Annotated in this window: 20 protein-coding genes; 10 read left to right on the top strand and 10 right to left on the bottom strand. The window is 66.2% G+C overall.

Annotation, left to right across the window (positions count from 1 at the left end):
- Positions 1 to 3 precede the first annotated feature (3 nt).
- The 7 genes from BLR19_RS05435 to folE form a co-directional block, all read right to left on the bottom strand.
- Positions 4 to 1,533 carry a UbiD family decarboxylase gene (locus tag BLR19_RS05435; RefSeq protein WP_091748060.1) on the bottom strand — a complete coding sequence of 510 codons (1,530 nt, stop codon included), beginning with the start codon at positions 1,531 to 1,533 and terminating at the stop codon, positions 4 to 6.
- A 10-nt stretch (positions 1,534 to 1,543) separates the two neighbouring features.
- Positions 1,544 to 2,206 carry a Pr6Pr family membrane protein gene (locus tag BLR19_RS05430; RefSeq protein ID WP_143007334.1) on the bottom strand — a complete coding sequence of 221 codons (663 nt, stop codon included), beginning with the start codon at positions 2,204 to 2,206 and terminating at the stop codon, positions 1,544 to 1,546.
- Positions 2,207 to 2,224: 18 nt separating this feature from the next.
- The gene (locus BLR19_RS05425; RefSeq protein WP_091748054.1) at positions 2,225 to 3,067 is read right to left on the bottom strand and encodes an aldo/keto reductase; all 843 of its coding nucleotides are present in this window, start codon (positions 3,065 to 3,067) and stop codon (positions 2,225 to 2,227) included.
- A 38-nt stretch (positions 3,068 to 3,105) separates the two neighbouring features.
- Entirely contained in the window at positions 3,106 to 3,468 is a 363-nt protein-coding gene (locus BLR19_RS05420) for an MmcQ/YjbR family DNA-binding protein (protein WP_091748051.1), read from the bottom strand.
- Between the two features lie 27 nt (positions 3,469 to 3,495).
- On the bottom strand, positions 3,496 to 5,325 hold the full coding sequence (locus tag BLR19_RS05415; protein ID WP_091748048.1) for a gamma-glutamyltransferase family protein: 1,830 nt from the start codon (positions 5,323 to 5,325) through the stop codon (positions 3,496 to 3,498).
- A 128-nt stretch (positions 5,326 to 5,453) separates the two neighbouring features.
- Positions 5,454 to 5,888: a biopolymer transporter ExbD gene (locus BLR19_RS05410; protein WP_017505348.1), complete on the bottom strand. Its 435-nt coding sequence runs from the start codon at positions 5,886 to 5,888 to the stop codon at positions 5,454 to 5,456.
- A 169-nt stretch (positions 5,889 to 6,057) separates the two neighbouring features.
- Complete coding sequence (gene folE, locus BLR19_RS05405; protein ID WP_091748045.1) at positions 6,058 to 6,672, bottom strand: GTP cyclohydrolase I FolE; 615 nt, start codon at positions 6,670 to 6,672, stop codon at positions 6,058 to 6,060.
- A gap of 128 nt (positions 6,673 to 6,800) precedes the next feature.
- On the opposite strand from folE, the gene cysS reads away from it, so the two are divergent.
- The gene (gene cysS, locus BLR19_RS05400) at positions 6,801 to 8,252 is read left to right on the top strand and encodes a cysteine--tRNA ligase (protein ID WP_091748042.1); all 1,452 of its coding nucleotides are present in this window, start codon (positions 6,801 to 6,803) and stop codon (positions 8,250 to 8,252) included.
- Between the two features lie 49 nt (positions 8,253 to 8,301).
- Here the strand turns inward: cysS and BLR19_RS05395 are convergent, their stop codons facing one another.
- On the bottom strand, positions 8,302 to 9,585 hold the full coding sequence (locus BLR19_RS05395; RefSeq protein ID WP_091748039.1) for a lytic murein transglycosylase: 1,284 nt from the start codon (positions 9,583 to 9,585) through the stop codon (positions 8,302 to 8,304).
- 472 nt (positions 9,586 to 10,057) lie between these two features.
- On the opposite strand from BLR19_RS05395, the gene ykgO reads away from it, so the two are divergent.
- From ykgO to BLR19_RS05380, 3 genes are all read left to right on the top strand, one after another.
- Positions 10,058 to 10,183: a type B 50S ribosomal protein L36 gene (ykgO, locus tag BLR19_RS05390; RefSeq protein ID WP_008263184.1), complete on the top strand. Its 126-nt coding sequence runs from the start codon at positions 10,058 to 10,060 to the stop codon at positions 10,181 to 10,183.
- A 194-nt stretch (positions 10,184 to 10,377) separates the two neighbouring features.
- Complete coding sequence (locus BLR19_RS05385; RefSeq protein WP_091748036.1) at positions 10,378 to 10,653, top strand: nucleoid-associated protein GapR; 276 nt, start codon at positions 10,378 to 10,380, stop codon at positions 10,651 to 10,653.
- 12 nt (positions 10,654 to 10,665) lie between these two features.
- Positions 10,666 to 11,043 (top strand): hypothetical protein, encoded by a 378-nt coding sequence (locus tag BLR19_RS05380; RefSeq protein ID WP_091748033.1) that lies wholly within the window; start codon positions 10,666 to 10,668, stop codon positions 11,041 to 11,043.
- 153 nt (positions 11,044 to 11,196) lie between these two features.
- Here BLR19_RS05380 and BLR19_RS05375 read toward each other — a convergent pair whose 3' ends face one another.
- Together BLR19_RS05375 and BLR19_RS05370 are read right to left on the bottom strand one after the other, a co-directional pair.
- The gene (locus BLR19_RS05375; protein WP_091748031.1) at positions 11,197 to 12,648 is read right to left on the bottom strand and encodes a sigma-54-dependent transcriptional regulator; all 1,452 of its coding nucleotides are present in this window, start codon (positions 12,646 to 12,648) and stop codon (positions 11,197 to 11,199) included.
- 106 nt (positions 12,649 to 12,754) lie between these two features.
- Positions 12,755 to 14,524: a DUF4153 domain-containing protein gene (locus tag BLR19_RS05370; protein ID WP_091748028.1), complete on the bottom strand. Its 1,770-nt coding sequence runs from the start codon at positions 14,522 to 14,524 to the stop codon at positions 12,755 to 12,757.
- Between the two features lie 96 nt (positions 14,525 to 14,620).
- Between BLR19_RS05370 and BLR19_RS05365 the strand changes: the two genes are divergently transcribed.
- The 6 genes from BLR19_RS05365 to BLR19_RS05340 all read left to right on the top strand — a co-directional run bounded on the left by BLR19_RS05365 (position 14,621) and on the right by BLR19_RS05340 (position 20,069).
- Positions 14,621 to 16,414 carry a M3 family oligoendopeptidase gene (locus tag BLR19_RS05365; RefSeq protein WP_091748025.1) on the top strand — a complete coding sequence of 598 codons (1,794 nt, stop codon included), beginning with the start codon at positions 14,621 to 14,623 and terminating at the stop codon, positions 16,412 to 16,414.
- Positions 16,415 to 16,490: 76 nt separating this feature from the next.
- Positions 16,491 to 16,763, top strand: coding sequence for an aa3-type cytochrome c oxidase subunit IV (locus tag BLR19_RS05360; RefSeq protein WP_091748022.1), 273 nt, complete (start codon positions 16,491 to 16,493; stop codon positions 16,761 to 16,763).
- Between the two features lie 130 nt (positions 16,764 to 16,893).
- Positions 16,894 to 18,033: a Re/Si-specific NAD(P)(+) transhydrogenase subunit alpha gene (locus tag BLR19_RS05355; RefSeq protein ID WP_091748019.1), complete on the top strand. Its 1,140-nt coding sequence runs from the start codon at positions 16,894 to 16,896 to the stop codon at positions 18,031 to 18,033.
- Positions 18,033 to 18,371: an NAD(P) transhydrogenase subunit alpha part 2 gene (locus tag BLR19_RS05350; RefSeq protein WP_091748017.1), complete on the top strand. Its 339-nt coding sequence runs from the start codon at positions 18,033 to 18,035 to the stop codon at positions 18,369 to 18,371. Before BLR19_RS05355 ends, BLR19_RS05350 begins: the two co-directional genes overlap by 1 nt.
- Positions 18,368 to 18,634 carry a hypothetical protein gene (locus BLR19_RS05345; RefSeq protein WP_055755025.1) on the top strand — a complete coding sequence of 89 codons (267 nt, stop codon included), beginning with the start codon at positions 18,368 to 18,370 and terminating at the stop codon, positions 18,632 to 18,634. The genes BLR19_RS05350 and BLR19_RS05345 overlap by 4 nt, the downstream gene beginning before the upstream one ends.
- 13 nt (positions 18,635 to 18,647) lie before the next feature.
- Positions 18,648 to 20,069, top strand: coding sequence for an NAD(P)(+) transhydrogenase (Re/Si-specific) subunit beta (locus BLR19_RS05340; RefSeq protein ID WP_091748015.1), 1,422 nt, complete (start codon positions 18,648 to 18,650; stop codon positions 20,067 to 20,069).

Here is a 20,069-nt window from a genome sequence, read left to right as displayed (position 1 = left end):
AGCTTATTTCCAGATCGGCGTTCCGTCACCCGGCAGGCCGAGACGGCCCCATAGGTCGTTGACCCGTTCGACGACCGCCTCGTCCATGCGAATTTCCTCGCCCCATTCGCGCTTGGTCTCGGGCGGCCATTTGTCGGTGGCGTCCAGGCCGATCTTGGAGCCCAGACCGCTCTCGGGGCTGGCGAAGTCCAGATAGTCGATAGGCGTCGACTCGATCACGGTGATGTCGCGCGCCGGGTCCATCTTGGTGGAGATGGCCCACATGACGTCCTTCCAGTCCCGGGCGTCGATGTCGTCGTCCACGACGATGACCCATTTGGTGTACATGAACTGGCGCAGATAGCTCCAGACGCCCAGCATCACCCGCTTGGCATGGCCCGGATAGGCCTTCTTCATCGACACCACCGCGATCCGGTAGCTGCAGCCCTCGGGCGGCAGCCAGAAGTCCGTGATCTCGGGAAACTGCTGGCGCAGCAGGGGAATGAACACCTCGTTCAGCGCCTCGCCCAACACGCTCGGCTCGTCCGGCGGCCGCCCGGTGAAGGTGGTCAGATAGATGGGGTCGCGGCGCATGGTGATGGCGCTGACCTTGAAGACCGGGAACTTCTCGACCGAATTGTAATAGCCGGTGTGGTCGCCGTACGGGCCTTCGTCCTCGAACTCGTCCAGCAGGACATGGCCCTCCAGCACGATCTCGGCCTGTGCCGGCACCATCAGCGGCACGGTCTTACAAGGCACAAGCTCGGCCTTGGCGCCCCGCATCAGGCCCGCGAACTGATATTCCGACAGGGTGTCCGGCACCGGCGTCACCGCGGCCAGGATGGTGCCCGGATCGGCGCCCAGCACGACGGCGCAGGGCAGCGGCTCCTTCGGCCGGGCCTTCTTGTGCCGGGCGTAGTGTTGGGCTCCGCCCCGATGCGCCAGCCAGCGCATGATGGCCTTGTCCTTGCCGAGCACCTGCATCCGGTAGATGCCTAGGTTGAAGTCATCCTCGCGGTCGTCCGACGGCCCCTTGGTCACGACCAGGCCCCAGGTGATCAGCGGCGCGGGCTCGCCGGGCCAGCACGACTGGACGGGCAGGGCGGTCAGGTCGATCTGATCGCCCTTCAGCACAACCTCCTGCACCGGCGCCTTCTTCACCGTTTTGGGTCGCATCGACAGGACGGTCTGCATCAGCGGCAGCATCTCCATCGCGTCGCCCAGACCGCGCGGCGGCGTCGGATTGCGCAGGAAGGCCAGCAGTTCGCCGACCTCGCGCAGTTCGCCCGCCGTGGTTCGGTCCTTGCCCTCCAGCGTCACCCCCATGGCGACCCGTTTCACCGTGCCGAACAGATTGGCCAGGCAGGGGATGGGGCTGATCGTCCCGTCCGGCATCACCGGCTTTTCGAACAGCACCGCCGGTCCGCCGTTCCTCAGCAGCCGGGTCTGGATCTCGGTCATCTCCAGCACGGTGGAGACGGGTTCGGACACCCGCACCAGCTCGCCCTTGGCTTCCAGCTGGTCGATGAAGTCACGCAGGGATTTGTAGGCCATGCCGCGACGCTTAGGCGGGAGTGGCCCCTGTGTCACGTGTCGCGCGACCGAACAGTTGGTCAAGCCCGACGAGGCCGAGCCCGACGATCAGGAAAAACATCAGCAGCGCGCCGAAGATGACCACGACCCGGACCAGTCCCAGCTGATCCACATTGACGAACCCATAGGGCCACCAGCGCGTCGCTAGTCCATGAACCAGGGTCCAGCCGCCGTAGACGAGCGGAAACGCCAGCCACTTCGCCGGATCGATCCAGCGCAGCCGGCCCTTGGGGCTGAACCACAGCCAGTCCAGCACGAAGGCGGCGGGCATGACGTAGTGCAGCACCAGATTGACCACCAATGACCAGCCTGTCGGGTTCCAGTAGGGATGCAGCAGGAAGTGGTACACCACCCCGACCACCACGATGTACATGGCCACGGCCGCCCTGACGCCTTCGCTGGCAGACCAGCGGGCCAGCCGGGATCCTTCACCTAGCAGCGGCCCGGTAAAGGCCAGGGCGACCAGGATGTTGGTCAGGATGGTGAAGAAGCTGAAGTAGTTGATCGTCCGTTCCAGCACGGTCCAGCCCTGGGCCGGCGCGATCATCAGCAGATACTGAAGCGCCAGCGCGGTCCAGCCCACGACGGCGAACGTCGCACGCCACAGCCTGGGCTGGTCCCGCTTGCGAAACACCGGCGCCTCCCTTGTCGGTCAGGTGGCAGTCTTGTCCCATTCGAACGCCGGGTCCAGCCAGTCGCCCAGTCGTTCGCCGCGATCCAGGGCGTCCATCCGCTGCATCTCCTCGTCCGTCAGGGCGAAGTCGAAGATGTCGAAGTTCTCGCGCGCGCGGCTCTCCTTGGTCGTGCGCGGGATGGCGATGATCCCGTGCTGGATCAGCCAGCGCAGGGTGATCTGGCCGTTGGTCTTGCCGTGCGCGCCGGCGATCTCGCTGATCGTGGCGTCGTCGGCGATCTTGCCTTGCGCCAGCGGCGACCAGGCGGTGATCGACGACCCCAGCTCGGCCGCCGTCGCCACCAGCTGATCGACACCCAGATAGGGGTGATGCTCGACCTGATCGGTCAGCAGGCGCGCTTTGGACAGGCTCTGCGCCTGGCGGAACTCCTTGGAGGGGAAGTTGGACAGGCCGATCGACTTGGTCAGCCCTTGGTCCTTGGCCTCGTTCAGGGCGCCCAGCGTCTCGTCGAATGTCGGCGTCGTCTTGGGCCAGTGCAGCAGCAGAAGATCGGGCGTCGTGCCCAGGCTGTCGGCCGATTCCCTGGCCTGTTTCAGCAGGGCGTCGTGAGTGAAATGGTCGACCCATATCTTGGTGGTCAGGAAGATGTCCTCGCGCGCCACGCCGGAGTCGCGAATGCCTTCGCCGACCGCCTTCTCATTCTTGTAGATCCAGGCCGTATCGATGTGGCGATATCCGATCCGCAGCGCCTCGGCGACCATGCGCCGGGCATCGTCCGGCTCCAGCTGCCAGGTGCCAAAGCCGAGCAGGGGGATTTCGATACCGTCGACGGTGATCGTGGGTTGGTCGCCATAGGCCATGGGGCGCTCCTTGGGCTGGGTCCGCTTGAGGGCCGTAGTTAGGCGCCCGACCCCGCTCCGATAAGGTCTGCATGCGCCTTGGACAGCTTTTTCGGCGCGATCCGCCGCCAGCGCTTCTCAAGCGCCGCTCTTAGCCAGGCTGGATCGACGCTGGCGATGCGCGCCAGGACGATGGCGTGATCGCGATAGTGGTCGGTGAAATGAAAGGTCGCCGGGTTCATCTCGATCAGCAGTTCCCGCTCATCCAGATTGTCCAGATGCACCACTATGCTGTCGTCCAGCGCCGGGCGCATCCAGGTGAAGAACTTGCCCGCCACCTTGAACGACGGCTCGCCATAGGACACGCCATCCTCCACGCCGGGAAACGACAGCAGAAGCGCGCGGATTTCGTCGTGGGTCATCGGTCGGTCAACCTCAGTAGGCCGATTTCAATAAGCCAGCGCGATGCCGTCCTTGCGCATCTCGGTCGCCGCGCCATAGGTCCAGCGCCCGCCGGGGTTCATCTGCTTCATGACATTCTGATAGCCGCCGAAGCCGCCGTCGGGTTCGCCCAGCGTCCAGCCCATGGCGCGCAACTGGGCTTTGGTCGGCTCGGGCACGCCGCTTTCCAGATGCAGCACGCCGGTTCCTTCCTGCGGCTGGCCCGTCGGTTCGGACGAGCCATAGTGCTGCCAGCGCGGGGCGTCACCCGCCGCCTGGGGCTCCAGCCCGTAATCGACCATATTGATAATGATCTGGGCCTGGCCCTGCGGCTGCATGGCGCCGCCCATGACGCCGAACGCCATCCAGGGCTCGCTGTCCTTGACCGCAAAGCCGGGGATGATGGTCTGGAACGGGCGCTTGCCGGGCGCATAGATGTTGGGATGGCCGTCGGTCAGGGCGAACAACTCGCCCCGGTCCTGGAACATGAAGCCCAGCGGTTCGGAGCCGTTATCGGGCGCCAGGCCCGAACCCATGCCGCGATAGTTGGACTGAATCCAGCTGACCATCATCCCGTCGGCGTCGGCGACGCTGAAATAGGTGGTGTCGCCGTGGTGCGGGGCGTTGCCCGGCATGACGCGGTCCATGACCCGATCGGGCCGGATCAGCTTGGCGCGCTCGGCCGCATAGGCCTTGGAGTTCAGCCATTCGACCGGCGTCTTGGAGAATCGGTCGTCGGCGAACCAGCGCGCCCGGTCCTCGAACGCCAGCCGCTTGGCCTCGGCCTGGACGTGCAGCGAGGCGGCGGACTGGAAGCCCATGGATTTAAGGTCGAACTGTTCGCAGATGTTCAGGATCTGGTTGGTGCTTAACCCTTGCGTGTTTGGACCCAGGCCGAACACGTCCACGCCGCGATAGTTGGTCCGGATCGGCTCGACCCATTCGGTGTGATGCGCGGCCAGGTCGGCGCGCGTCATCCAGCCGCCGATTCGCTTGGAATAGGCCTCGATCTGATCGGCGATGGGACCGTTGTAGAAGGCGTCGCGTCCGCCCTCTGCGATCATCCGCAGGGTCTTGCCCAGATAGGGGTTGGCGAAGACCTCGCCCACCTTGGGCGTTGAGCCGCCGGCGGCCCAGATGCGCTTTCGGTTCTCGTTTTCCTCGATCGGGATCTGGCCCCGATCAAACGCAGCCATGTTGCGTTCCAGATAGTAGGCGATGACCTGGGGCACGGGCACGCCCTGCTCGCACAGCTCAGCGACGGGCAGCAGCACCTCTTTCCACGGCAGTTTCCCATACCGCTGGTGCGCGCTCCACCAGGCGTCCACCGTGCCCGGCACATTGACCGTCACCGCGCCATAGCGCGGCAGATAGCCGTCGATGGCCTTGGACCGCGCGATCTCCAGGCTGAGGCCCCGCGGACTGGCGCCCGAGCCGTTCAGCCCGACGACCTTCTTCTGTTTGGGGTCCCACAGCATGCAATAGGCGTCGCCGCCGATGCCGTTGGCCACAGGCTCCAGAAAGCCCAGCGCCGCATTGATGGCGATGGCCGCATCGATGGCCGATCCGCCGCGCCGCAAGGTGTCGATGCCGATCAGACTGGCCGCCGGGTGCGCCGTCGCCGCCGCTCCGTTCGCGCCCCAGACGGTCGAGCGTCCCATGAACTTCGGTCCCGAAATCCGGTCCCCGATGCCGACGCCGGCATAGGGGTCGGCCGGGCGGGCAAGCGCTGGGGCCGCCTCGGTCGGCCTGGCGGCGGGAGAAGCCTGCCTGGCCTGGGCTGCGGTCGCCGCCAGCGCGCCGGCGGGCAGGGCGGACAGGAAGGTGCGACGACGCATGGGCGGACTCCTCGAACAACCGATGCGGCATCAAGGGTGCAGTCGATCGATCCGGCAAGCCTTGCGACAAAGAAAAAGGCCGCGTCCCTTTCGGAACGCGGCCCAAATCCTGGAAAAGGACGAAGGTCCTATTCGATGTCTTCGTTCAGCAGGCCGACCTTGAAGAAGCCGTTCTCCTGCATCTTGTTCATGACTTCCATGAACTGCGAATATTTCACTTCGGGCTGGGCGCGGACGAAGACGCGCTCTTCCTGGCAGGCGCCGCCGCCCAGGGCGGTGCAGACGTCGGTGGCCAGGTTGTCGATCGAGGTTTGCTTGTCCGAAAGGAACAGCTGACCGTTTTCCTGGATGGTGATGTACACCGGTTCCTTCTCTTCGGTCGGATTGGTGGGCGGCTGCGCGGGCGGCAGGTCCAGACGGATCGACACGGTCGCCATGGGCGCGGCGACCATGAAGATGATCATGAGCACCAGCAGAATGTCGATGAACGGCGTGATGTTGATATCCGCCGTCTGTTCGATCGTGTGCTTGTCCCCGCCGGAACCACCGAGCTTGGCAGCCATGCATCGTCTCCGTTACTCGCCGGCTGCGTTCCGCGCCGACATTTCCCTATGGATCGCCCGAAGGCTTGATCGGTTCTTGGCGTCCCGATGCGGGCTTGTAAAGCGGTTCTAAACGATCTGCCGTTCCCGAAGGTCAATTATACACGACAGAGGGACGTCAGTTCGGCGTTCACGCCTTGGCCAGCTTCAAAAAACGGTCCGCCAGGGCAGGATCGTCCTTGAACGCGCCGGTGAAGCGGGTCGTGATGGTCGAAACGTGCCGATGATGCACGCCGCGCGTGGTCATGCACTGATGCTCGGCGTCCACCAGCACCGCCACGCCGCGCGGCTGCAGGTGCGATTCGATGGCGTCGATGATGTCGTTGGTCAGGGTTTCCTGGTTCTGCAGGCGCCGCGCATAGATCTCGACGACCCGCGCCAGCTTGGAGATGCCGACCACCTTCTCGCCAGGCAGATAGGCGACATAAGCCTTGCCCAGGAACGGGGCCAGGTGGTGCTCGCAGTGGCTCTCCACCTCGATGTCGCGCAGGATGACCATGTCGTCATAGCCAGTCACGTCCTCGAAGGTGCGGCTCAGCTCCTTGCCCGCATCGGCCTCATAGCCGTCGAACCATTCGCCATAGGCGTCCACCACCCGCTTGGGCGTGTCGATCAGGCCGGGACGGTTCGGATTGTCGCCAGCCCAGGCGATCAGGGTGCGCACGGCCTCCAACGCTTGTTCGCGAGACGGACGTTTCACGGTTTCGTCGCTGACAAGGACGGGCTTGGCGGGGGTGACGCTCATGAACTCGATTTCCGGCCGGGGCGGGCGGGTCGCCCGGTTTACCTTCTACAATCCGTCGGGACTGTATATCAGGCCGCTATATGGGACAGACCGTCCGTCCCGCAAGAAAACCCGCTAAAGACTGATCCATGCCGCTGCACATCCACGACACCCTGCGCCGTGAAAAGCGCCTGTTCGAGCCCCGGAACAAGGATCGTGTGACCCTCTATGTCTGCGGCCCCACGGTCTATGACTACGCCCACATCGGCAATGCGCGCCCGCCGGTGGTGTTCGACGTCCTGGTGCGGCTGCTGCGCCGGACCTACGGCGCAGACAAGGTCCTCTACGCCCGCAACGTCACCGACGTGGACGACAAGATTAATCAGAAGGCCGCGCGCGAAGGCGTGCCGATCGGCGAGGTCACGGCCCGCTACGAAGCCGCCTATCTGGCCGACATGGGCCTGCTGAACGTCTCGCCGCCCGATATCGCGCCCCACGTCACCGACTACATTCCGGCCATCGTCGATCAGACCCAGGCCATTGTTGACGCCGGCTGCGCCTATGCGGCCGAGGGGCACGTCCTGTTCGACGTCTCGTCCTACAAGGCTTACGGCGCCCTGTCGGGTCGGAACCTGGACGACATGATCGCCGGCGCCCGCGTTGAGGTCGCGCCCTACAAGAAGAACCCGCACGATTTCGTTCTGTGGAAGCCGTCCAAGGCGGACGAGCCGTCCTGGCCGTCGCCGTGGGGCGAGGGGCGTCCCGGCTGGCACATCGAATGCTCGGCCATGATCGAAAAGACCCTGGGCCTGCCCATCGACATCCACGGCGGCGGCATCGACCTGGTCTTCCCCCACCACGAGAACGAGATCGCCCAGGGCGTCTGCGCCCACGGCCATGCCCATGGCGATCAGGCGCACGACGAATACGCCCGCTACTGGATGCACAACGGCTTTCTGACCGTGGACGCCGAGAAGATGTCCAAGTCGATCGGCAACGTCCTGTTGCTGCACGACCTGGTCCAGGCCATGCCGGGCGAGGTCGTCCGCTGGGCGCTTCTGTCGGCCCACTACCGCCAGCCGCTGGACTGGAACCAGGGGCTGTTGGAGCAGAGCCGCAAGAACCTCGACCGGCTGTACGGCGTGCTGCGCGACGCCGACGCGGCCCTGGCCGACTTCGATGAGGCGACGCTGGAGGAGGCCGAGAGAGAGCTGGCCGAGAACGCCCTGGACCCGGTGCTGGACGCGCTTGAGGACGATCTCAACACGCCGGGCGCCATCGCCCAGCTGTTCGGTCTGGGGAACGCCCTGCGCGAGCTGCTGAACGACGCCGAGGCCGATATCAACGATGTCGCCATGGCCCGCTGGAGCCTGAAGGAAGCGGCCGGGTTGCTGGGGGTCCTGTCGCTGACGCCGGACGCCTGGTTCGAGGGCGGCGATCCCGCCCTGAAGGCCGAGGTAGAGGCTCTGCTGGACCAACGCGCCGCCGCCCGCGCCGACAAGAACTGGCCCGCGGCCGACCGCATCCGCGACCGTCTGAACGCCCTGAACGTCGTCGTCATGGACGGCCCCGACGGCGCCACCTGGCGCGTGAAGGGGTAGGGTCTAATCCACGCCCGCCCATGGCGGTGCGAGGGGCGGGAGACGCGGTTCAGTTCGTCCGGCGGATCAGTTCGTCCGCGAGCGTCGGCGTCAGATAGCCGTCGGCGATCCGGTTGTTGGCGATCTGCCAGCGACGCAGGGCCGCGCGGGTGTTGGAGCCGATCACTCCATCCACGCCTTGAGTGTCGTAACCCAGCTGCGTCAGGGCGCGCTGCGCCCCGATACGCTGATCGCGCGTCATCGACGGATCGTTGGGCCAGGCCTTGGTCAGCCCCGGCTTGCCCATGATCCCGTCCGCCGTCAGGCCGATGGCTAGGGCGTAGGACACCGAGTTGTTGTAGCGGCGGATCACATAGTGGTTCGGCAGGGCCAGGAAGGCCGGACCGTTCGCGCCCTGCGGCAGCAGGATGGTCGCCTCTTCCAGCGCCTCTGCGCCGTTCGGGGTGCCGCCTTGCGCCAGGCGCACGCCCTTGGCCGCCCAATAGTCCCAGTTGTGCTTCGGGCCTTCTGCCTCGGCATAGTCGAAGCCGGAGGGCAGGGTGACTTCATAGCCCCAGCCCTGACCACGCTTCCACCCGGCCTGGGCCAGCAGGTTGGCGGCGGACGCCAGGGCGTCGGCGTCGTCGCGCCAGATGTCGACCTTGCCGTCGCCGTCCTGATCCACGCCCAGGCGCAGATAGTTGTCGGGCATGAACTGGGTCTGGCCCATGGCCCCGGCCCAGCTGCCCTTCAGTCCCGCGCGCTCGCGCCGGCCGTCCACGACGATGTCCAGCGCGTCCTTCAGTTGCCCCTCGGCCCAATCGCGTCTGCGACCGTCATAGGCCAAGGTCGCCAGCGAGCGGATCACGTCATAGTCGCCCTGCACCTGACCGAATGCGCTCTCCTGGGCCCACACGCCGACCAGGATCTCGCTGGGCACGCCGAATCGTTGAACCACCGACCACGGCACCCGGTCGATGCGCTGTTTGGCCTGGGCGATTCGCACCGGGGTCACCGCATTCTGAACATAGGCGCCGGCGGGTTTGGAGAACTCAGGCTGGTTGCGATCCAGGCGGATCACCGTCGGATCGGGCGTCAGCCCCTCCAGTTCCCGGGCGTAGTCCGCGCGGCGGGCGCCGCCCTTACGCGCCAGGAAACCTTGCTTCCAACCATCAAAACCCTGCTGGTCATAGGCGGCCAACGGCGGCGTCTGGGGGGCAGGGGCCGGCGTCGTAACAGGGGCGCCCGCCTGCGGCTGAGGATGGGGCGTCGGCAGGTTCACCTGCGGCTCGGGCAGCATGGGCGCGCAGGCCGAGACGCAGCCGATTAGGAGAAGGCGATAGGAAAAGCGCATGAGATTCAAACTAGAGCCCCCGGGGTCAGACGCGAAATGACAACCGCGCGAACGGCCATTTCGACGCCCTAAAGCGCGCGCGGCGCGAATGCGTTGCCTCGCCGTTCCCCGCTCGGGTGTAAGGCGCGCCGTTAACCACCTTTGTATTGGACGCCTTAGACGTGTGTGTCGTAATGACGCACCACCTCTGACGGCCTGATGGCGGAGCGGCTACGCGGCGGGCGTGCAACCCCGTAAACCCTCCGTTCGACTCGGAGGTCAGGCCTCCATAGTTTTCTGAGCGTGCTATCGCCCTTCGGGCTGCTTGAGCACGTGAGAGGAAATAGCTCGCAGAGCAGACGGGGACTGGGTTTTCTGCGGTTTCGGGCTTTGGCGGCTTGACCTTCCGAACCCCTCTCTCTATACGACCGCCTCCGCCGCGATCCGACCGGGTCAGCGGCTTTCTTATTGGTTTCTTTCAGGACGTCCGACCATGAAGGTCCGTAGCTCGCTCAAGTCGCTGAAGACCCGCCACCGCGACTGCAAGGTCGTGCGTCGCAAGGGCGTCGTCTTCGTCATCAACAAGACCGACCCGCGCTTCAAGGCGAAGCAGGGCTAAGCAGCGTTCGCTGCGCGCCGCTTCGGCGGCGTGCGCACGCTGGGTCGCGCTCAAGCAGCCCGAAGGGCGATAGCGCGCTTGAAAGATGACGATCCACAGGCTGCGGATTTCTGTCCGCGGCCTTTTTCGTGTTGGCGGTTGTCGCGCGCCTGTCCGCATGGTTAGCGTCCGCGCCTGATTTCTGGAGTATTCCCATGGCTGACGACGCCTCGTTCGACGGTGGTTCCGACCTTCTCACCGCCACGGCGCAGGGCCGCCTTCGCACCATCATCGAGCGCCTAGAGCGCCTCGAAGAGGACAAGCAGGCCGTCATGACCGACATGAAGGAGGTCTTCGCCGAGGCCAAGGGCGAGGGCTACGACGTCAAGATCCTGCGCAAGGTCATCCGCATCAGAAAGCAGGACAAGGCCAAGCGTCAGGAAGAGGACGCCATCCTGGACCTCTACCTGTCGGCGCTCGGCGAGATCTGAGGCTGACCTGGCTTGAAGCGCACCCCCTTCAAGCCAGGAGGCGGGCTGTCGCGATCAGGCGGCTTGAAGGGCGATGGCGCCAACAAGAAGCCGCTGCCCAGCCCCTTCGAGATGCAGCGCGAGGCGGCTAAACGCGCTGCGTTGAATGCCTTGAAACGCGCTCGCCGCGCGGCGGACAAGGCGGGCGTTTCCCTGTCCGAATGGGAAGGCGAGTTCATCGATTCTGTCAGCGAGCGCGTGAAGACCCACGGCCGCGCCTTCGCCGACCCCGAAAAGGGCGCCCCGGGGCAAGCCCTGTCGGCGATGCAGGGCCGCAAGCTGAAAGAGATCACCGCCAAGGCCAATGGCGAAGAGCCGAAACGGCGTTGGGCTCGAAAGAAGCCGGAGTGATCTTCTCCTCCCCACTTGTGGGGAGGGGACCGCGCAGCGGTGGAGGGGCTCGCGAATCTCCAAAGACGCTATGATGCGGTGAAGAGCCCCTCCGTCACGGCGCTAAGGAGCGCCGCGCCACCTCCCCACGATGTGAGGAGGAGAGGGTAGGTCTCAGCCCGCTTCCTTCAACTGACCTTCCAGCCCCTGTTCTCGGACTTTGCGATACAGGGTCGAACGGCCGATGCCGAGGCGGCGCGCGATCTCGCTCATGTGCCCGGCATAGACCTCGATGGCGTGCTGGATCAGGTCGCGTTCGATGTCCTCGAGCGTGCGCAGATGGCCGCGCTCGTCCAGGATACGGATCGGCTGATCGACCTGCGCGGCGGCGTCGGTCTGAGCGCCGGCGGCTGTGGCGGCATGAAGAGGCTGGGCGTCGGGCATTGGCGCGGCGACGCCCGAAATCGCGGGGAAATCGTGCGGCTGAAGGAAGGGCGCATCGGCCAGCACGATGGCGCGGAACACTGCATTTTCCAGCTGTCGCACGTTTCCGGGCCAGTCGAACCCTTGCAGCAAAGCTAGGGTCTCGGGCGCGCATCCGGCGATCCGCTTGCCCTCCTCGGCATTGAAGCGGGCGATGAAGTGATCGACCAAGGGCGCGATGTCCTCGCGGCGGTCACGCAGGGATGGGGCCTCGATCGGGAAGACGTTCAGGCGATAGAACAGGTCCTCGCGGAAGGCGCCGTCCTTGACCTGCTGGGCCGGGTCGCGATTGGTCGCCGAGACGATGCGCACGTCGATCTTCACCGGGCGTTTGCCGCCCACGGGATCGATCTCGCCTTCCTGAAGTGCGCGCAGCAGCTTGACCTGCATGTCCAGCGGCAGTTCGCCGATCTCGTCCAGGAACAGCGTGCCGCCGTCCGCCTCGCGGAACTTGCCCAGCGTCTTGTCCACGGCGCCGGTGAAGGCGCCCTTCTCATGCCCGAACAGGATGGATTCGATCAGATTGGCGGGCAGGGCGCCGCAGTTGACGGCGACGAAGGGTTTGCCGGCCCGGTCGCTGGCGCCGTGCAGGGCGCGGGCGATGACCTCCTTGCCGACGCCGCTCTCGCCGGTGATCAGGACGGGGATCGAGGATTTGGCGGCCCGGGCGCCCAACGCCTTGACCATGCGCATCGGCGGGCTGTCGCCCACGATGTCGTCGAAGCTGGTGCGACCCTGGACGCGCTTGGTCAGGCGCCCGACCTCGGCGGTCAGGCGCTTCATCTGCATGGCGTTGCGCACGCCGACCAGCAGGCGTTCCGGGCCCACCGGTTTGACGAAGAAGTCTTGGGCCCCGGCCTGCATGGCCTTGACCACCATGTCGATGCCGCCGTTGGCCGTCAGGACGATCACCGGCTCATTGATCCCGGCGCTACGCAGTTCGGCCAGGCATTCCAGCCCCGACATCTCGGGCATCACCATGTCCAGCAGGATCAGGTCGGCCCCGCCGCCGCGCGTCATCCTGTCGATGGCCTCGCCGCCGCTGGCGGCATGGACCACGGCGTTGCCGTCCCGCTCCAGCACGGCCTGGATCAGCCGGCGCTGGGTCGGATCGTCGTCAACGACCAGGATGGTCTTGGCCATGAAAATCCCTTGTCCTGTCACCCAACCCGTCACGGATGGATCGTTTCGGGACGATTCCTAGGGCGGCGAGGTGAAAATCGGGTGACACGGCGTGGTGAGCGTCCCGTTAACGTGGCTCCGTCGCGTCGCATCGCACCTCGAGGCTGGCGCGCAATCTCTGGCCCTCGACAACCAGGTCGGGCAGGGCGGCCGGGGCCGTCGCGACGCCCTTCGACAGGCCTTCGTTCATCCGCTCAGCATTGCGTCCGCAGGTGAAGCCGTATCGACCCGTCACGCGCCACTGGCCCTGGCTGTCCTGATCGAAGGCGACGATTTCGCGAGCCGTGGCGACCAGCAGATCGGTTCGTCCATCGCCGTTCAGGTCCAGCGATCGCACGACGCAGGGCGTTTCCGCATTGCAACTGAACAGGACGTCCACCTGCGCGTCCAACTGATCGACGAAGCTGGTTGGCACGGATTGGCCATCGACGGCCTTCAGGCGGATGGCGGCCTTGCGCTCTTGCCGTCCTTGCGCCGTATCGCCGGATGGCCACGGGCGAGCCTGGGCGGCGCGGGCGTTTCGCGCGATGCGTGGATCGGTTGAGGCGGCCAGACGGCGCAGCGCCGTCTCGCCGGCCTTGCCGCTCTCAAACCGCAGGAAATCATAGTCGAACGTGTCGGCCGACACCATCCCACGCTGCAAGCGGGCGACCTGATCCTGCACCGAAAGTCGGGCGGGATCGGCCAAAGGGCTGAACAGGGCCAGGATGACCAGAACCGACAGGACCGCCGCGGCGACATTGGTCCGCTCCAGCGGCTTCATCCAGCCGCCCGGTTTGACGGCCGCCAGCAGAAAGCCCGCGCCATAGACCGCGCCGACCAGGGTGCAGGCGGCGGCGATGATCCGATCGGGCGTCAAGCCGTGCTGGCCGATCCGCAAGGCTAGGCCCCAGGCGGCCAGAACGATCAGCGGCGCGATCAGGACGGACGCGGCTCGCACGCCGTATCGCAGAACGACCGGCGGCAGATTGTCGGCGCGCCCATCCTGATAAGCCGTGTTGATCAGCACGATCAGGGCGGCGGCGGCCGACAATACCAGCGCCGTCGCGCTGCGCGTCTCCCACAGGCCGTCCAATCCGGTGAAGGGCAGGGCGAAAAGAAAGCCGCCGACCAGGACCGTGATCACCAAGAGCAGCCAAGACAGCAGCATCAAGGCCACCGTTCGCACGCCCCGGATCAGCCCGTCGCGCACATCGGTCAACTGGACGGCGGTGGCGAAGACCAGGGCCGTGACCGGAATGGCGAACCACGCCTCGCTCAGCAGATGCTGCAGAAAGGCCAGGCCGATCATCTTGAACAGGGCCGCGCCCAGATGCAGCAGGATCCAGAAGGCGCCGGTGAACCCCAGCGACAGGGCCAGTTGCACCCCCGCCTTCCACGCGATGTCGAAATAGTCGGGATAGTCGACGATCCAGCGTCGTTCGCGGATCGCGGGCACGATCAGGTGGTGGGCGATAAACAGAGCCGCCGCCCCGAAGGCCAGCACGGGGAAACTCAGGAAAGGCGGCTCCTCATGCGGCTTCAGCACCTGGCGGGCGACGTCGTGGGCGCCCAGCAGGGCCAGCACGCCGGCCGCGGCCGCCGCCCAAAAGATCAGGGCCAGCGGCTTGACCCGGCCCACGCCGGCGAGAACCACCACCGGCACATAGCCGGCCGCCAGGGCCAGGGCGCCGAACACCACCGGTTGGGTTTCGGGCCAGACGCGGCTGTCGGCCGCCAGATACAGCAGATAGAGGGCCAGCCCCTGAACCAGACCCGTCGCCAGACGAATCGCAAACAGGGCGGAGGCCCCGCCAAGGCCCGTCCGGCCGGTGTCATGCTTCAGGGTTTCGGTCATTCACGCGTCTCCGAACGGCAGGATTGCACGGGCCGTGACGTCGAGAAAGCGCAAGGGACGGTTGCGGCCGTCGCCGCGCATCCCCAGAACAGGGGCATGAACGCTCCCTTCAAGACGCCGAACACCGAAGCCCCGCTATGGGACCTGACCGACCTCTATGCGTCGCGCGACGACGCCAAGGTGGCCGCCGATCTGGAAAAGGCGAGGGGTCTGGTCGAGGCGCTGAACGGGCTGAAGGGCCTGCTGGCGGCGGATCAGGATGCGCAGGCGCTGGGCGAGGCGCTGGACCGCGCGATCCAGCTTTACGAGCAGGCGTCCGACGTTCTGGGCGCGCTGGGCGCCTACGCCTTCCTGTCGGCCTCAACCGCGCGCGACGATGCGACGGCGCAAGGGTTCGAGGCCGATGTGCGCGAGAAGATCACCGCCATCGCCACCCCGACCGTCTGGTTGACGCTGGAGATCAATCAGATCGACGATGCGGCGCTGGAAGCGGCGCTCACCGCCCATGCCGGCGCAGCGCGCTGGCGGCCGTGGTTGCGCCGGGTGCGGGCGATGAAGCCGCACGAACTGTCGGCCGAACTGGAAACCTTCATCGCCGAGCGCGGCCCGATCACGGCCCAATGGCCGCGCCTGTTCGACGAGCAGCTGGCCGCCCTGCGTGCAAAGGCTGGCCATGAGGAACTGACGCTGGCCGAGGCGCTGAACCGCCTGTCCGACGCGAAGCCCGCGCGCCGCAAAGCCGCCGCCGAGGGTCTGTCAGAGGCGCTGGCCGCCCGCGCCCCGACGCTGGCCCTGGTGCTGAACACCGTCGCCGCCGACAAGGCGATGGAGGATCGTTGGCGCGGTTTCAAACGTCCCGCCGACAGCCGTCACCTGGGCAACGAGGTGGATGGCGAGGCCGTGGATGCGATGGCCGAGGCCGTCGCCGCCGCCTATCCGCGCCTGTCGCATCGCTATTATGCGCTGAAGGCCAAGGCGATGGGCAAGGCGCGCCTGGACCACTGGGACCGCAACGCCCCGATTGAGACGACCACGCCGCGCACCTTCAGCTGGACCCAGGGGCGCGAGATCGTGTTGGACAGTTTTTCTGACCTGGGCGGCGATTTCGCCGACCGGGCCGGCGGCTTCTTCGACAAGCCATGGATCGACGGCCGGGCGCGGCCGGGCAAGCAGTCGGGCGCCTACGCCCACCCCGTCACCGCCGACCGCCATCCCTATGTCTTTCTGAACTGGATGGGCGAGCGGCGCGACGTCCTGACCCTGGCGCATGAGCTGGGTCATGGCGTCCACCAGACCCTGGCGGCCGACCAGGGCACGCTTCTGGCCGACACGCCCCTGACCCTGGCCGAGACGGCGTCGATCTTCGCCGAGGGGCTGACGTTTGATCGTCTCCTGGCGACCGCGCCGAAGTCCGAGCAGCGCGGTCTGCTGGCCGGTCGGATCGAGGATGGTCTGAACACCGTCGTGCGCCAGATCGCCTTCCACCGGTTCGAGACCCGCTTCCACGACGAGCGCCTGCAAGGCGAGGTGTCGCAACATCGGATCAATCAGCTGTGGCTTGAGGAAATGGGCGCCTCGCTGGGGCCGTCGGTCAAGCTGAACCCGGGCTATGAACACTGGTGGGCCTATGTCAGCCACTTCGTCCATTCGCCCTTCTATGTCTACGCCTACGCGTTCGGCGACCTGCTGGTGGCGGCGCTGATGGAGGCGCGTCGCAACGACCCGGCCGGGTTCACGCCCCTTTATCGCGAGCTTCTGGCCGGCGGCGGATCGCGAACCTACGTCGAGGCGTTGAAGCCGTTCGGTCTGGACCCGCGCGACCCGGCCTTCTGGAGCGTCGGCTGTCAGAGGCTGGAGCGGCTGGTCGATCAGTTCGAGGCGCTGGCCTGACCAGGGCATGACTGCGGGCTTGAGCGGGGCGGTCGCCTCGGTGTAAGTCCGCGATAACGACGAGGGGATTCCACGAATGGCCGACCTGCACGACACCGCCAACGCACCTGCCGACGCCGATGCGCAAGCCTATCTGCACGGCCATATGGAAGTGCGCGAACAGGTCTCGACCTACCGCCTGTTCCTGAACCTGGCCAAGTGGGGCAGCCTGGCCATCGCCGTGCTGCTGCTGTTCCTGACCCTGTGGTTCCACCCGGGCGGCAGCTTCATGGCCGCCGTCATCGGCGCGATCGTTCTGGGCGGCGTCGGCTTCGTGGCGCTGAAGTCCAAGCCCGGCGCCGCACACTGAGCCTTGCAGAGGATCGCCTCGCGGCGGTCTGAAATCACGCGCTCTCGCCAAGCTTTGGCATAACCGTGCTTTGACGGCTTGCGCCGGAACGGCCTAACCTTCGTTCAACGAAAAGAACGAGGGGATTCGCTTGGCCGTCGCTATCGCCGTCACCCGTGAACGTCGCGAAGGCGAGACGCGCTGCGCCGTCACGCCCGAAACGGTCAAGAAGCTGATCGCCCTGGGGGCGACCGTTACGGTCGAGGCCGGGACCGGCCTGGGCTCCTCCATTCCCGACGTCGACTACGCCGCCGCCGGCGCCGTCGTGAAACCGGACACCCGCGCCGTGCTGGACGGCGCCGACATCGTGCTGAAGGTGCGCGGTCCCACGGCCCAGGAAACCAGCGCGCTCAAGCCCGGCTCCGTCGTCATCGCCATGCTGGACGCTTATCGGGATAAGGCGACCGTCGACGCCCTGGCCGGGGCGGGCGCCACCGCCTTCGCCATGGAGTTCGTGCCCCGCATCACCCGCGCCCAGGTCATGGACGTCCTGTCGTCCCAGGCGAACCTGGCCGGATACCGCGCGGTGATCGAGGCGGCCTATGCCTATGGCAAGGGCTTCCCGATGATGATGACGGCGGCCGGCACGGTCGCCGCCGCGAAGGTCTTCATCATGGGCGTGGGCGTCGCGGGTTTGCAGGCCATCGCCACCGCACGTCGCCTGGGCGCCGTCGTCACCGCCACTGACGTCCGCCCCGCGACCAAGGAACAGGTCGAAAGCCTGGGCGCCAAATTCCTGGCCGTCGAGGACGAGGAGTTCAAGAACGCCCAGACCGCCGGCGGCTACGCCAAGCCCATGTCGGCCGAATACCAGGCCAAACAGGCCGAACTGACCGCCAGCCATGTGGTCAAGCAGGACGTGGTCATCACCACCGCCCTGATCCCCGGCCGCGCCGCCCCGGTGCTGCTGACCGCCGCCCATGTCGCCTCGATGAAGCCCGGCTCGGTCATCATCGATCTGGCGGTCGAGGCAGGCGGCAATGTCGAGGGCTCCAGGCTGAACGAGGTCGTGACCACCGCGAACGGCGTCACCGTCGTCGGCTGGTCGAACCTGCCCGGCCGCATCGCCGCAGACGCCAGCGCCCTCTACGCCCGCAACCTGACCGCCTTCGTGGGCCTGATGGTCAAGGACGGCGGTCTGGCGGTCGATCTCGAAGACGAGATCCTGAAGACGGCGGTGGTCACCCATGCCGGCGCCGTGGTGCATGAAGGTTTGAAGGGAACACATTGATGGAACACGTCGATCCCACCGTCTTCCGCCTGGCCATCTTCGTGCTGGCGATCTTCGTTGGCTATTATGTCGTCTGGAGCGTGACGCCGGCCCTGCATACGCCGCTGATGGCCGTGACCAACGCCATTTCCAGCGTTATCATCGTCGGCGGCTTGATCGCGGCGGCGGCTGTGTCAGGCGACGCGACCGGCCCAAGCGCCTGGATCGCCAAGGGCGCGGGCGTCGTCGCCGTCACCCTGGCCAGCGTCAACATCTTCGGCGGCTTCATGGTCACCCGGCGGATGCTGGCCATGTACAAGAAGAAGGAGCGGCCCGTCGCTCCGAAGGCGTCTTCGTGACCGACGCTGCGCAGATCGCCATCACTGGGTCCTGGGTCGCGACCGGCATCGGTTTCGGCCTGTGGCTGTACGGCTGGTTCGGGGCCAAGACTCCAATCAAGCGTCAGCGGCTGCATGACTGCGGCATCGCCCTGGTCTTTTCGGCCATTCTGGTTCGCGTCGTAACGCAGGATCGGCCGTTGGGCGTCTTCGAATGGGCCCTGTTCTTCATCGGTCCGCTGTTCATCGCCGCCGCCCTGTGGCGGCTGGCCCGCACGTCTTAAGGGGAGGGGCGTGATGAACGCATCGCTGGCCGCACTGGCCTATCTGGTTTCGGGCGTCCTGTTCATCCTTTCGCTGCGGGGACTGTCCAGCCCCGAGACCAGCCGTCAGGGCAACACCTTCGGCATGGTCGGCATGGCGCTGGCCATCGGCGTGACCCTGCTGACCCTGGGCACGACGGGGGCGCTGGATGCCGTGACCCTGGCCCTGATCGCGGGCGGCGTCATCGTCGGCGGCGGGGCGGGCGCCCTGATCGCCAAACGCGTGGCCATGACCGACATGCCGCAACTGGTCGCAGCCTTCCACAGCCTGGTCGGCATGGCCGCCTGCCTCGTCGCCATCGGCGCGATCTATGCGCCCGAGGCCTTTGGAATCCTGTCCGACGACGGAAACGGCATCAAGACGCTGTCGATCATCGAACTCAGCCTCGGCGTCGCCATCGGGGCCATCACCTTCACCGGCTCGGTCATCGCCTTCGCCAAGCTGAATGGAAACATGAGCGGGGCGCCGATCATCCTGCCGGCGCGCCATCTGATCAATGTCGGCTTGGCGCTGGGTCTGGTCTTCCTGATCGGCATCCTGATCGGCACGAACGGCGCGGCGACCTGGGCCTTCTGGGGCGTCTTCCTGATCGCGCTCGTTTTGGGCGCGACCCTGATCATCCCCATCGGCGGCGCCGACATGCCGGTCGTGGTGTCGATGCTGAACTCCTATTCCGGCTGGGCTGCGGCAGCGCTGGGCTTCACGCTGGAGAACATCGCCCTGATCATCACCGGCGCCCTGGTCGGATCGTCGGGCGCGATCCTCAGCTACATCATGTGCAAGGGCATGAACCGCAGCTTCATCAGCGTCATCCTGGGCGGCTTCGGCGGCGGCGATGCGGCGGCCGGGTCCGGCGGCGCCAAGGAGACGCGCCCGGTCAAACAGGGCTCGGCTGAGGACGCCGCCTTCATCATGAAGAATGCGTCCAAGGTCATCATCGTGCCCGGCTACGGCATGGCGGTGGCGCAGGCCCAGCACGCTCTGCGCGAAATGGCCGACAAGTTGAAGGAGGAAGGCGTGGAGGTGAAATACGCCATCCACCCCGTCGCCGGCCGGATGCCGGGCCATATGAACGTCCTGCTGGCCGAGGCCAATGTCCCCTATGACGAGGTGTTCGAGCTGGAGGACATAAACGCCGAGTTCGCCACCGCCGACGTCGCCTTCGTCATCGGCGCCAACGACGTGACCAATCCTGCGGCTAAAACCGACCCGACCAGCGCCATCTACGGCATGCCGATCCTGGACGTGGAAAAGGCCGGCACGGTGCTGTTCATCAAGCGCGGCATGGGTTCGGGCTATGCCGGGGTGGAGAACGAACTCTTCTTCCGCGACAACACCATGATGCTGTTCGCCGACGCCAAGAAAATGGTCGAAGGGATCGTGAAGGGGCTTTGA

The sequence above is a fragment of the Brevundimonas sp. 374 genome (assembly GCF_900102995.1).
Lineage (GTDB): Bacteria > Pseudomonadota > Alphaproteobacteria > Caulobacterales > Caulobacteraceae > Brevundimonas > Brevundimonas vesicularis_C.
Note: the sequence above shows the minus strand (reverse complement) of the source record. Positions and strands in the feature narration are given on the sequence as shown.

What these genes read in the sequence shown, in the direction of transcription:
- BLR19_RS05365 (WP_091748025.1), top strand. Translation starts at nt 14,621, where the DNA reads ATGAACGCTCCCTTCAAGACGCCGAACACCGAAGCCCCGCTATGGGAC.
- BLR19_RS05395 (WP_091748039.1), bottom strand. Translation starts at nt 9,585, where the DNA reads ATGCGCTTTTCCTATCGCCTTCTCCTAATCGGCTGCGTCTCGGCCTGC.
- BLR19_RS05425 (WP_091748054.1), bottom strand. Translation starts at nt 3,067, where the DNA reads ATGGCCTATGGCGACCAACCCACGATCACCGTCGACGGTATCGAAATC.
- BLR19_RS05415 (WP_091748048.1), bottom strand. Translation starts at nt 5,325, where the DNA reads ATGCGTCGTCGCACCTTCCTGTCCGCCCTGCCCGCCGGCGCGCTGGCG.
- folE (WP_091748045.1), bottom strand. Translation starts at nt 6,672, where the DNA reads ATGAGCGTCACCCCCGCCAAGCCCGTCCTTGTCAGCGACGAAACCGTG.
- BLR19_RS05340 (WP_091748015.1), top strand. Translation starts at nt 18,648, where the DNA reads ATGAACGCATCGCTGGCCGCACTGGCCTATCTGGTTTCGGGCGTCCTG.
- BLR19_RS05375 (WP_091748031.1), bottom strand. Translation starts at nt 12,648, where the DNA reads ATGGCCAAGACCATCCTGGTCGTTGACGACGATCCGACCCAGCGCCGG.
- ykgO (WP_008263184.1), top strand. Translation starts at nt 10,058, where the DNA reads ATGAAGGTCCGTAGCTCGCTCAAGTCGCTGAAGACCCGCCACCGCGAC.
- BLR19_RS05350 (WP_091748017.1), top strand. Translation starts at nt 18,033, where the DNA reads ATGGAACACGTCGATCCCACCGTCTTCCGCCTGGCCATCTTCGTGCTG.
- BLR19_RS05420 (WP_091748051.1), bottom strand. Translation starts at nt 3,468, where the DNA reads ATGACCCACGACGAAATCCGCGCGCTTCTGCTGTCGTTTCCCGGCGTG.
- BLR19_RS05370 (WP_091748028.1), bottom strand. Translation starts at nt 14,524, where the DNA reads ATGACCGAAACCCTGAAGCATGACACCGGCCGGACGGGCCTTGGCGGG.
- BLR19_RS05360 (WP_091748022.1), top strand. Translation starts at nt 16,491, where the DNA reads ATGGCCGACCTGCACGACACCGCCAACGCACCTGCCGACGCCGATGCG.
- BLR19_RS05410 (WP_017505348.1), bottom strand. Translation starts at nt 5,888, where the DNA reads ATGGCTGCCAAGCTCGGTGGTTCCGGCGGGGACAAGCACACGATCGAA.
- BLR19_RS05435 (WP_091748060.1), bottom strand. Translation starts at nt 1,533, where the DNA reads ATGGCCTACAAATCCCTGCGTGACTTCATCGACCAGCTGGAAGCCAAG.
- BLR19_RS05385 (WP_091748036.1), top strand. Translation starts at nt 10,378, where the DNA reads ATGGCTGACGACGCCTCGTTCGACGGTGGTTCCGACCTTCTCACCGCC.
- cysS (WP_091748042.1), top strand. Translation starts at nt 6,801, where the DNA reads ATGCCGCTGCACATCCACGACACCCTGCGCCGTGAAAAGCGCCTGTTC.